Source organism: Endozoicomonas sp. SESOKO2 (genome assembly GCF_024606245.1).
Lineage (GTDB): Bacteria > Pseudomonadota > Gammaproteobacteria > Pseudomonadales > Endozoicomonadaceae > Endozoicomonas_A.
Genome location: NZ_JAHHPQ010000522.1, coordinates 1 through 12,141, shown reverse-complemented (window position 1 = coordinate 12,141; position 12,141 = coordinate 1). Strand labels below are relative to the sequence as shown.

11 protein-coding genes are annotated in these 12,141 nt (G+C 46.8%); 2 read left to right on the top strand and 9 right to left on the bottom strand.

Annotated elements, in window-relative coordinates; all coding sequences use genetic code 11:
• Positions 1–12: 12 nt before the first annotated feature.
• The 6 genes from KDK17_RS12625 to KDK17_RS19355 all read right to left on the bottom strand — a co-directional run bounded on the left by KDK17_RS12625 (position 13) and on the right by KDK17_RS19355 (position 8,708).
• Positions 13–3,996: a S8 family serine peptidase gene (locus KDK17_RS12625; RefSeq protein WP_257288208.1), complete on the bottom strand. Its 3,984-nt coding sequence runs from the start codon at positions 3,994–3,996 to the stop codon at positions 13–15.
• A gap of 4 nt (positions 3,997–4,000) precedes the next feature.
• Positions 4,001–4,498, bottom strand: a complete 498-nt coding sequence (locus tag KDK17_RS12620; protein ID WP_257275043.1) for a hypothetical protein — start codon at positions 4,496–4,498, stop codon at positions 4,001–4,003.
• Between the two features lie 54 nt (positions 4,499–4,552).
• Positions 4,553–5,095, bottom strand: a complete 543-nt coding sequence (locus KDK17_RS12615; protein WP_257288207.1) for a hypothetical protein — start codon at positions 5,093–5,095, stop codon at positions 4,553–4,555.
• A gap of 50 nt (positions 5,096–5,145) precedes the next feature.
• A complete protein-coding gene (locus KDK17_RS12610) occupies positions 5,146–6,573 on the bottom strand; it encodes an HlyD family type I secretion periplasmic adaptor subunit (RefSeq protein WP_257288205.1) in 1,428 nt (475 codons plus the stop codon).
• Positions 6,573–7,256, bottom strand: coding sequence for an ATP-binding cassette domain-containing protein (locus KDK17_RS19360; protein ID WP_306671286.1), 684 nt, complete (start codon positions 7,254–7,256; stop codon positions 6,573–6,575). The genes KDK17_RS12610 and KDK17_RS19360 overlap by 1 nt, the downstream gene beginning before the upstream one ends.
• A gap of 162 nt (positions 7,257–7,418) precedes the next feature.
• Entirely contained in the window at positions 7,419–8,708 is a 1,290-nt protein-coding gene (locus KDK17_RS19355; RefSeq protein ID WP_306671285.1) for an ABC transporter transmembrane domain-containing protein, read from the bottom strand.
• A 411-nt stretch (positions 8,709–9,119) separates the two neighbouring features.
• On the opposite strand from KDK17_RS19355, the gene KDK17_RS12600 reads away from it, so the two are divergent.
• Complete coding sequence (locus KDK17_RS12600; RefSeq protein WP_257282034.1) at positions 9,120–9,386, top strand: hypothetical protein; 267 nt, start codon at positions 9,120–9,122, stop codon at positions 9,384–9,386.
• A gap of 76 nt (positions 9,387–9,462) precedes the next feature.
• On the opposite strand, the gene KDK17_RS12595 is transcribed toward KDK17_RS12600, so the two are convergent.
• Both KDK17_RS12595 and KDK17_RS12590 read right to left on the bottom strand, forming a co-directional pair.
• Positions 9,463–9,993: a hypothetical protein gene (locus tag KDK17_RS12595; protein WP_257275524.1), complete on the bottom strand. Its 531-nt coding sequence runs from the start codon at positions 9,991–9,993 to the stop codon at positions 9,463–9,465.
• Positions 9,990–10,493, bottom strand: coding sequence for a transposase (locus KDK17_RS12590; RefSeq protein ID WP_257275522.1), 504 nt, complete (start codon positions 10,491–10,493; stop codon positions 9,990–9,992). The genes KDK17_RS12595 and KDK17_RS12590 overlap by 4 nt, the downstream gene beginning before the upstream one ends.
• Before the next feature lie 514 nt (positions 10,494–11,007).
• Here KDK17_RS12590 and KDK17_RS12585 point away from each other — a divergent pair.
• Entirely contained in the window at positions 11,008–11,451 is a 444-nt protein-coding gene (locus KDK17_RS12585; RefSeq protein WP_257275520.1) for a hypothetical protein, read from the top strand.
• A gap of 109 nt (positions 11,452–11,560) precedes the next feature.
• On the opposite strand, the gene KDK17_RS12580 is transcribed toward KDK17_RS12585, so the two are convergent.
• Positions 11,561–11,887 carry a putative quinol monooxygenase gene (locus KDK17_RS12580; protein ID WP_257275519.1) on the bottom strand — a complete coding sequence of 109 codons (327 nt, stop codon included), beginning with the start codon at positions 11,885–11,887 and terminating at the stop codon, positions 11,561–11,563.
• Between the last annotated feature and the right edge of the window lie 254 nt (positions 11,888–12,141).

The window sequence follows — 12,141 nt, the reverse complement described above, 5'->3', positions numbered from 1 at the left end:
CAGCATTGTGATTTAGCTGCATAAGTTGAGGCGACATCTACCTTGAAAGTTACCGGCATGCATTCCGCCACCGTTCCAGTTGGTCGCCCCGTTCTCAGCCCAGTCCGTATTGGGATCATCTATTTTCCTGGCAGTCAGGGCCAGAATCTGTTGCACATCCCGGTACCCCAGGTTGGGGTTCGCTTCCAGCATCAAGGCGACAATCCCGGTCACCACAGGCGTAGCGAAAGATGTACCCTGGGCTGTCTCCAGGTCATTGCCAAATACAGAGCCATTGTCATTCACCAGCTCCCTGGAGGTGCTGGCAATATTGGAACCTGGCGCAGATACCAGAATACTGGCTCCCGGATTGGAGAAGGGTTTGTCTCCCGTCACCAGAGCGCCCAGATCTTCTTCTGCATTGATAGCGCCCACCGTAATCACAGTACGATTATTAGAGACGTTACTGTAATTGGTATTGCCACCATTCTGGCGGTCGTTACCCCCGGCGAACACCATGACGGTACCCCGACCACCACGACCTTCATCCACAGCCGTATCAAAGGCAGCAACCAGAGGCTGGTTGGTATTAAAGTTATTGACTAAAGACTCCACAAAGCCCCAACTGTTGTTGACGACATCATAGTTTTTGTACTCATTCAGGGCGCTCAGGTCACTGCCATCATTCGCCAGGTAATAACCCGCCAGGGTTGCATCATGGGCAACACCTATGGCACCTTCACCATTATCATCGGCGACCATGACACCCGCGACTAATGTCGCATGATTGGAAAAGATCGTTGGTGTCTCACCATTAGCGAGCCAGCTTTTATCCACATTGGCATTCAGGTCGTAGTGGCGATGATCAAAGATTTCTGGCGTAACAGAAAAATCCCCACCGGGCTCGAACATGGCAATTTTGACACCTTTACCGGTGTAATCTTTCCACACAGGCAGGATATTGGAATCCGTCAGATACCACTGTTCTACCATCATGGGGTCAGTCGGCATATCAGAAGTACGAAGCACCACCGTTGACTTCATCTCTGCGGTATCTTCAGAGCCCCTTTGAACCACCAGGGCACCTGTATTGCCCTTGCTGTCTGCTGCCTTGTACTGAAAACTCATTAGCCCAGTAAAATCAGCATCCGGTGTAAACAGTACATCACCATTCTGAAGAACCGCTGTGCCGCCTTTGACCGATGAAATCTCGGTAATACGCAAGGCATCCCCCTGATAGTCCACATCATTGCCCAGCAACTCAGAGGCAGAAATCAGATAAGGGGCGCTACTGCCGCTATCAAAGGGCACATCCACCACATCCTTGACCAGCATGGGGTTTTCCAGGTTGACATCCACGGTGGACACATCGCTGAAACTGAACTTCTCAACGCCCGTCAGGAAGTCAGAGCCATCCCTGCCACTCACGGTATCAGTAACCCAGATGCCCTCGGAGGTTCGGGTAATTCGATAGTCTGAATAGCTGCCAGAAAACCTTGCGACATCCACACCTTCACCACCGTCAATACGGTCATCACCCTGACCGCCATTCAGTACATCATTACCGGCATCGCCCAACAGGATGTCGTCGTCCAGCCCACCTTCCAGAACGTCATTGCCTTCACCGCCACTCAAACGGTCTCGGCCACGATGCCCCCTCACAATATCATTGCCCTTGCCACCATAAACAGAGTCGTTGCCGTCCTCACCCGACAAGGCATCGTTTGCCAGGCCCCCAGAGATCACGTCATCTCCTTCGCCGCCCTTGATGAAGACATTGCTGCCACCGCCGCCAATGAATACATCATTACCTCGACCACCTTCGACCACTTCTACCCCGGACTGATGCAAATTCAGGCTGACTCCCTTGGTACCCAGAACCTTAACGATATCAATACCGTCACCGCCCTGAATATTGTTTGGGTTATCATCACCATCAATCAGTAGCACATCGTCGCCTGCTCCGGCATTAAAACTGTCGGAACCGCCACCGCCGGCCAGCCAGTTAGAGCCTGCATCACCAATCAGAGTGTCATTACCACGACCACCATAAGCCGAATTTACCCCCTTAACAGCGACATCCACAGTTTCGCCACTGTCGCCTGCTGCATAGCTGGTAAAACCATTTTGAGAGGTCACTCTCTGACCATCATCCTCAGCGATAAAAATATGACCGTCCGGGTTGGAGAGGAAGTTGGCGGCGATGGCTTCACGGATTTTCAGCTCACCATTAACATTCTGAACAAAGTTACCCCGGGCCAGTACCTCGTTACCGTCCAGAATCTCGCCGGATTCTTTTCGGGCATCCAGATTCACAGAGACAACGCCTGCTTCTTCCAGGCTTTTCAGCTCACCAGCATCGGTTTCTGCATCGCTGTCCGCATCAACCCAGACCTTGACGGAAGACCAGGCCGTATCCTGATTATTGAATACGCCATCACTGTTACTGTCCAGAGTTCGTAGTGCCTCAAAGCCATTTGCGTAAGGCGTTTCGCCGGGAGCACCATCCTGGCCTTTCGCACCCTGATAGTATTCCGAGAACAATTCACTGACATCATCAATCTTGCCATTATTATTCAGGTCAATTGCCAGTAGACCATCCGTTGGTGATACCCAGCCTGATTGCTCCTCAACACCGTCGTGATCAATATCAAAGAAAACATTGGCCTGATCGAAATGCTCCAGCTGAACACCATCGCCATTCAGATCCAGTACCAGAGGATCAATAAAGAGAGTATCGAACGCATTGCTCTGGGCGCTGTTCAGAGAGCCCAGGTCAAAATCATCGAAGGTATCGAAGTTATAAAGGGGGTCTTGTTCCAGGGCAGAGCCTAAACCATAATCAAAATCTTGACTCAGGTTATGGTTACCGGGCCGTAATCCGTTACCGATGATATCGCCAATCAGGGTGTTGTGAATGCCGTTGTCGTTGACAATGCTGTCGGTAGAGAGTGCATACCAGTTACTGTCGTATTCCAGATACCCCTCACCAATCAGGCTGGATGACTGCTCTGGATCGAAATGCGAGTTTTCGGAAGTACCCTGGGTGGTGTGGGTGTCGATGTCGAGGAGGGAGTTGTCTACAGAGCCAGTGTATTCATTAATATTACTCAAGGCACCCTGAGTAATCTCGTCAGTCTTGGTATTAACGTAGTAGGTTTCTCCAGTATCTGGATTGACAAACTCAACAAGCGTTCGTCCCTCGGTTTCAATAACTTTTGAAATATACTGATTATTTTTATGAAATCCGATGATTGATTCACTGGTCTCAGCAGTGCCAAACTGATCATTCAAGCTCAGTGGCTCACTGGTATCCAGAGGTTCTTTCGGTTGAACAGTGACAATAGATGCCTTGCCATTCTCATCAGTTATGGTGATAACTTTCACGCCGGTGGCGTTGTCAGTTTCAATACTCAGGTTAATATCTGTCGACTGTAATGGCTCGTCGGTTATTGTAATGTTAGGGTCGTTTGAAATGACAAACACCGGGTCGGTGGGTGATTTTAGCTGGTTTGAAGATTCAGGTGAAGTTAGCGAGTTTGAAGCATCATCAAAATCACCTACAATGGTATCCCAGATGTGGCTACCTTCTTCTGGTCTCACCAGAGAATATGCACCGAGTGCTACTCCAACAGTTGTTGCGGCCAATGCAAAACCGACTGAGCCAGCTGCCATTGCAAACATGCCTGCAGTTCCAAGACCTAAGCCCAAAATGTCCTGGATTGTTGCATCACTTAATTTGTTGTCGTTATTTAACTCGCTATAAGCTTTTTCAACTATCGCAGGCACTTGGGCTATTAGAACAGCTATATTGGCTTTGCCTATCGTTTTGCCTGCAAGCTCAGCAGCATCAGCCATTGTAGCTAAGGCATCAAGCGCAGCTATCAAATCTGAACCTGCTTTGAGGTAGTCACCATCTGAATAACTGTCTGCGGCTGATGCAATTGAAGTTGAGGCTCCATGGCCTTGCAGTATTCGAACCGCAGCCTCAGCGTTACTGATCCCTATTGTTGACATATTCCTACCTATGGAATTTAATTGTTAGCATCAAAGAAAAAAATAGTAGACACAATGTGATATAGGCTAATAGTCTTGAAGGTTTTTTCAAGTACACATCCATGACATACTTTTCATTCAATAAATATTCGCTATTGCGATATATCTGGAAAACGAAGTCCTCATTTGATAAGTAATCTGCAACTATATATTTAATACATAAATAATCACCTCTTTTAATATCTAGCTGTTTTATTTTTGAAACAAGTTTTTTATCTATGACTCTAATAGTATTTTTTTCCTTATCCTTAAGCTCAATAAGCCAAGCAGATATTCCTCTTTTGGAAGATGCCCAAAATGACTTGACCACCTTTCCACAAACCAAAGCTGCAGAATTACGATCAGTTTCGGACCTGGTTATTTGACTAATGTAGCTATAACAAAAAACAATGCTAGCTGTAATCGCAATTCCAAGAAGCAATTGCTTGGCACTACTCATCTTTAGGTCAAAAGTTATTTTCATACAGGTATAGCCCATAGCAGCAACAATAAAAATAAGGGCAATAATAATTCGATGCTACTGCGTCAATTGAAAATACTTACCACCATTTTTCTTCACACCAAACAGCCCACTGTCTGGATAAAGCCTACTTTTCAAAAACCAGACGTAGCCCATGCTCAGTATTGAAAAGACAACGACCAAAGTTGTAAAAACTGGCACTTGCCCTATATCTTTGAATAAGCGGGGGAACTGGATAATGCCAAGGATAAGAAAAGCATTGTAGGCTGTTAAGCTATAGCGATAGAAACCAATAATAAACAGTACAGGCACAGCAATACTGATCAGACCAAAAAGGGTAATGTTATGCCCTCCTAACAAGGCCCCTGTATTGAAACCAATCAGTGCTGCGATGCTTGCCTGAACGAACATTATAAGAATAAGCAGGTTATTCATTTTTTCATACTTCTGGCACAAGAAAGGATCAGGCAGTGCAGTTACCATTAAGGCCAGTTTTTTCTCTGGTAGGCCGTTATCCTGATATTTTTTGTAAATTTCACTTTTTCCCATACCTTTGTTGAGTAGTTCTTGCATTTCTTGTTTTACTTTTCTCTTCTTCATTCTCTCTACCTGTAACTGAATCAATAAAATAGACTGCCCAGAAAAAGGCTTTACCTTTCCCTGATGCTCTCCTGCTTAAACCTCAAAAGCGGACTCAAAAAGTATTCTATCAATCGCCGCTGCCCGGTTTTAATTTCCACAGCTACACTCATGCCAGGCGACAGATTCACTTTCCTTTTCTCTACCAGCATCCAGTCTTTCTCTATGTGAACACTGGCCAGGTACCGCAAGCCTTGCTTTTCATCGGGTACAGCGTCGTCGGAGATATTGATCAGCTCACCGCCAATCAGACCGTATTTGGTGAAGTTGAAGGTGTCGATTTTCACCTCTGCCCGCTGGCCTTCCTGCACAAAGCCGATATCTTTGTTCAGCACCCAGGCTTCAACTTCCATGGTTGCTTCTTTAGGTACGATCTGCATCAGTGCCTGTGCAGGCTGGACGACACCGCCAATAGTGTGAATCTGTAGTTGCTGTACTGTGCCGTCTATGGGCGAAACAATCTTCTGCTGGTCATGCAGTTCCTGGGCCTTGATGCTTTCCTGCTTCAGGCTGGTCAGCTGGCGACGAACCTGCTCCTGTTGATCCAGGCTCTCCCGGCGTTTCTGGGCATGGAGGCTGTGCAGCTGGTTTTGAGTCTCTTCCTGTTCTGCGACCAGCTGCTGAACCGTCGCTTTTTGTGCCTTGATATCTTCTTCCAGCTCTATGCGTTGCTGTTCCAGTTCGAGATACTGAACCCTTGAGCCGAAGTTCTTTTTGTAGAGCCCCTCCAGTGCCAGTGTTCGCTCTTCAATGATCGGTAAAATCCGCTGGAGCTTGCTGACGATAGCTTCAATAGTCCGCTGCTCAGCCACTTTACTCTTAAGCTGGCTCTTTAGGGTGTCTGAAGCCGTTAAGTAGTCTTCTATCTGCTGGGCAAGCAACTGTTCTTCAAAAGCCAGTGTTTCCTGTGTCGGCGAGCCACTCGAGTACTGGTCAGCTGGCTTATATTGGGGTACCCGATTACTGTCCGGCTGGTCTTGGGCTGGTTGATCAAGATAACTAACAAACGCCCGTTGTCTGGCCAGTTGCAGCTCAAGAGCGATTATTTCTTTTTTCAGCCTGACCAGTTCTGCCTCGGTCACAATGCCAACCAGAGAAACCAGTGGATCGCCAGCTTTCACCTCATCGCCTTCCCGTACGTGAATGGCCTGCACTTCACCTATCACCATTGGCTGAATGGTTTTTACGCGCTCGCCCGGTACGATTTTGCCCTGTGCCGTGGCAACAATATCAATCCTGCCCACGCAAGCCCACACAATGGCTATTGTGAATAACAGGATGATGGTTTTTACAATTATTCGGCTGGTCGGGTTCGCCGGTGTTTCCTCCACTTCCAGAGCTGCCGGTAGAAATTGGCGTCGTGTATTGTGCAATGCTTCCTGCTTTTCTGTTCTGGACAACAGGAACCTGGTCGCTTTTTCCCAAAGTGGTCTGACCATTAGATAGCCTCCCGCAAACCATGTTGATGGGCATTCATTCGGGCGTAATGTCCGCCTTGCTTAACCAGTTGATCATGAGCGCCTTCTTCCACGATACGTCCTTTTTCCATGACAATGATGCGGTCAGCATCCCGCACAGTTGAAAGACGATGGGCAATAATAAAAACCGTCCTACCCCGGCTGATCCGCTTCATATTCTGTTGAATGATGTGTTCGGACTCGTAGTCCAGGGCACTGGTGGCTTCATCGAAGATCAGAATTTTCGGATTGGTCAGTAATGCCCGAGCTATGGCAATACGCTGTTTCTGCCCACCGGAGAGGGAGCTGCCCTGTTCACCAACCTGAGTGTCATAACCTTCAGGCAATTCAAGAATAAAGTCATGGGCACCTGCCAGCTGGGCGGCAGCAGTGACCCGCTCAATAGAAGCACCCGAATCAGCCAGTGCTATGTTGTCGCGTACTGAGCGGTTAAACAGAAAGTTTTCCTGAAGCACCACGCCGACTTGCCTTCTCAACCAGGCGGGCTCGACTAACGCAAGGTCAATGCCATCGACCAATACTCGACCAGACTCAGGCACATAAAGTCGCTGTACCAGTTTAGTAAGTGTGCTTTTACCTGAACCCGAGCGACCGACAATGCCAATGACTTCACCCGGTTTGACGGCGATGGAGATGCCATTCAAGACAGCAGGACGATCGGGTTGATAGCGGAACGTGACATGTTCAAACTTGACAACTCCCTTCAGTGTTGGAAGTGTCGTACGATTTGGGTCATGTCCCGGTTCTGTGGGTGTATTCAGAACATCGCCCAGCCGCTGAACGGAAATACCTGCCTGCTGAAAGTCCTACCAAAGTTGAACCAGTTTCAAAATAGGTGCACTCACTCTGCCAGCAATCATATTGAAGGCAATCAGCATACCGACCGATAGCTCACCATTGATCACCAGGGTGGCGCCAACCCAGAGAATCAGCACTGTGACTACCTTGTTGATTAGCCCTGCAAACTGGCTGGCAATATTACCCAGGTTCATCGCCCGGAACGCGGCAGAGACATAAGCTGCAAGCTGATCTTCCCAGACTCGTTGCATCTGAGGCTCAACCGCACTGCTTTTAATGGTTTCCATCCCGGTGACAGACTCCACCAGAAAGGACTGGTTTTCTGCGCCTCTCTTGAACTTTTCATTCAATCGGGCACGAAGAACAGGCGTTACTATCAGGGACAGAATGATATAGAAAGGTATAGAGCCGAGAACAATCCAGGTCAGTGTCGGGCTGTAGAAGTACATTACTACAAAGAAGATGATAGTAAACAACAGATCAATACACAGCGTCAGCGCAGAACCGGTAATAAACTCCCGAATTGTATCCAGCTCACGGACACGGGCTACCGTGTCACCGACTCTGCGGGCATGAAAAAAAGCAACGGGCAAGCGGAGCAGGTGATTAAAAAGCCGGGAACCCAGCACCACATCTACCCGATTGGTAGTATGGCTGAACACGTAGTTCCTGAGTCCATTCAGCACAATATCAAAGACTGACAGCACGAGCAGACCAAAAGCCAATACATCCAGTGTCGTTAGTGCCTGATTGACAAGAACCTTGTCGATAATGACCTGGAAGAACAGAGGCGTAATCAGGGCAAAGAGCTGAATAAAGAAGGATGCCAGCAGCACTTCATAAATCAGTTTTTTATGCTTGAGTATGGCCGGAATAAACCAGCTGAAGTCGAATTTTGCTATCCCCCCTGGTAGCAATGACCGTTTGGTGAATAGAAAGAGTTCACCAGTGAACAGGGTTTCCAGTACATCCAGTGATACCGTTTCAGGCCGGTCTTTCAAAGGGTCCTGGATCAGTGCTTTGCCATCATGAAAGCGGGCAATGATAAAGTAATGGCCATCAGAGTGACGGGCAATGGCGGGTAGAGGCAGATCTTGAAGTTTTTCACACTGAACTTCTGTACGACGAGCCTTGAGCTTTAAAAATTTTGCGGCCCTTAAAAGGTCTAACCCCTCAACAGGTCGATCGGAATCACCAAACTGGTGTTTGATCTGCTCCGGCTGAGCGGCCAATCCATGAAAACGGGCCAGCATCACCAGACAGGTCACTGCTGATTCCGAACTGCGTACACCATCCATCGGTGCGACTTCCTATAATTATTCTGTTCCTTGTGAGTTTGGATTGGATACTTTTAAGGCAGTGCGTGTCAAGATTTACCACTAAATGTCACCAAATGTTCATCAAAAGAAACAAATAACGAACGCTTTCAAGTAGAAGTGCCTTATGATTTGAATTCACTTACCTGCTTTCTGGTACTGGCTATTGAGGAAGGACTGGCAGGGTCAGAAGACAACTGTTATCGGATACATGGACGACAGATGACAGCCATTAAGCTATTTCTTCGGCTTTGTGTTTTGAGTCCCATGTCGGCGACAGCACATGATCTCTATGACGTCATTTCAAAGCGACTTCGACGCTTGCATAGCATCGACTCCTACGAACCTTTCTATTTTGTGTTCACAGATCGCAATCAGAACCAGGACTACATAATGAATTGTTTTTTCAGTGATGCGTATGAGCTTTTTTACAACAACCTGTCATTGTTTGAAGAGTGGTTAAGTCAAGCTAAAGAAATAGAGCTGGTTCAAAAAACCGTCTTGGATGAGAGAGCATTTTTATGGTCGGTTTTTCTTACAGAGGCACAACAGCTTGAGCATGTTTTGTTCAATGAGAAACCAATCAGGCTGGAGCAACACCCATATATTAAAAAACTACGGGACAGAATGGATGAATATAAGAAATATGTTGGACCTTGAGCAGCGGTGTGGTCACCGGATAACAGCAGAGTGGGTGACTTTTTAACGGTAGAGGTGGTCAATCTGGACAGTGCAGCTAGCAATAATGAAGATAGCCACAGAACTGATAGGCTGATGTGCCGCCTACCATCGCGTTCCTGCTGCTAAGCCACATGGCCTTACCCGCCGGGCAAATGCAAGTTTCTTCCTGTTTATCGAAGGCAAAATCTTTCAGGGTGAAACGGTCCGAGGCGGTAGGCTTACCGTGTTTCTTTGCCAGGGCCGCCCGCTCCTTTTTGTGTTGAATCTTATAACGCCCAGCCTGATCAAAGTTCGGATCACGCTGACGAAACTGGTTGTCTGCAATATAGCCATCGACGTTCATAGCCAACAGGGACTCCAGGCTCTCCCGAGAGTGGAAGCCACTGTCGGCTACAATTTTGGCGGTAGTCAGTACATTGCGGTGTTTGAGCCATTCACAGTGAGCGTCAATCGCCTGCACCATGGGTATCAGAGTCGGTTGCTCAGCGCCGCTACCATAGGCTTCCCCGTGCATAATCACCTTATGCTTACTATCAACACCGGCCACACCGCAGTAGCCCTGGATCACGCCTTTGGAGGTTTTCATTTTGGCACTGTCGGGGTCGGTGACATAATGGCGAACATCTCCCTGCCGATCAGACTCAATTGATCACACACCATTAGCACCTGCATAAACAGCTGGGTAATCGGTCCCTTCAAGCGGCTGATAAATTCGGCGATGGTCGTATAGTGAGGCTGACTGTCGGCTGACAGTGCCATAAATACAATGTTCTCCCGACAGGCTTTTTCGATTTTACGACTGGAGGTGATCCCTCGGGAATAGGCGAACAACACCACCTTTAAAAGCATGGCTGGATCGTAGGTTAAACGACCGGTTTCATCATTGTTGTAATGCTCATGAAAGATCGAAGTATCGATTTCATGATCTACCAGGTAATTCAGCGTGTATTCAAAAGAGCCCGGCACCAGTTGTTCGGCAAGATTAACTGGTAATAACAGATTCTGACTGGTGTCGTACGGTTTAAAGCGAGACATAGTGCGGGTTTTAAGTCTTCTCAGGGGCTTGAGCGCTATTTTATCAGACAACACCGGCCAGGACAGGGCTTTTGAGGGTTTTTCTACAGCCTCAACGCTTGCGTGTAGCGCGCAGCCGAAGGCGTCGTCGGGTGGAGGGGTGAAGCCCCGGAACGAACTGGAAGCATTTGTTATGCGGCGGTTACCCTGAACGAAAATTTCTTTATAACTAATATGGCAGCTATTTAAGTATGAACTATATTAGAACCTACTTCTTGTTATGGTGTTTTCAAAACGAAATAAAATGAAACATTTTGGGCTTTTCACATCAACCTTACTGCTTTGCATTGTACTAAAATCTGAAGCAGGATTTGAAAGAATAATCATTAAATCTGACAAAATACCGGTACTTGAAATCACAGCCAAATATAATCATCAAGCATCCAGGACCAGAAATATAGTCCCCGATAAAATCATTGTCAGGTCATTACTATCAGATACAGTAAGAAGCAGGCTGGGGACACATCCCTTCTTTACAGCTCTAGAGAATTTTTCGCGTTCTTTGTACAGGACAGGAATTATGAGTATGACTGCTGAACGCGAATACTCTAAGAGTTTTACTTTGTCATTCGATAACGCACCTAGTTTATTGTTAAGAACGCCAGCTATTGACATGATGGATTGGCAAGTGGTTTTTTCTCATCTAAATCAAGACAATCTGCTTTATCAATCTGGTTATCAAATCCCAGGAGTTCATCCACTTATATTATTTTTCTCGTGTGATTTTTTGAATTATCTTGATCAGAATATTTTAACAGGAATCGCAGGCAGCCAAGCAATACAAATTCCTTTATTACAATTAACTGCTAATACTGAGAACTATTTAACAGATGATTTGGTATTTACAGAATCTGCCAATGAAACAGACTTGATTATTAATATATACCCTCAAGGCGAGAATCAAGTGTCTCCTCCAGAAGGGTATAGCGTGAAACCATTTTTTGAGGGCAGCTTAAAACATTACCAATAGCTGCATAACGCTAAACTGTGGGCCGGAGCACGCAGTGCGGTCGTCCCGCCCCGAAGGGGCAAGCACCAGCGTATTGTTAGACGCTTTTAGTTGAGCTGAATGCTACAGCTTAGGCGTACTGAGTTTGCTGCAAATAATCATCCGTAACCTGTAGCTTATATACGGTTTTTGAGTTTTCTATACACTCTCGCATATCTTCAATAGCAAGTATGGATTCATGCTCTCTAAGGCCATTATTATTTGCCCATAAATCCATGTTTGGCCATTGAGCATACGCAACAAATTTTAATGGATCATCTGTTGAATGCAACCTTGAACCCAAGCTACCTAACTCTTTAAAAATAGCCTGTGTAGTTTTTAACCAGGATTGTCTGAATTGTTCTTCTTTTCCGGGTTTTATGTTGAACTCATATACAGCAATAAACATGTTTTTCATCGTTTTTGATTTTGTGATGCCGCCTAACCACAGAGCTGACGGGCAACGTAGCTGTCCCCGTCAAGTGAGCTGTTAGGTGGCGTGGTTATTTCTGAAGGTGGTTTACGATGATGGTGAGAGTTTCTTCTATTTTATCAAAACGCTTGTCGTGTTCGTCAAAACGCTTGTCGTGCTGTGCAAAGCGCAACCGATTTTCCTGCTGGTACTCTCGCATTTCCCGTCTTGTTGCCAGTATCTCTTGGTGTGTATCACCA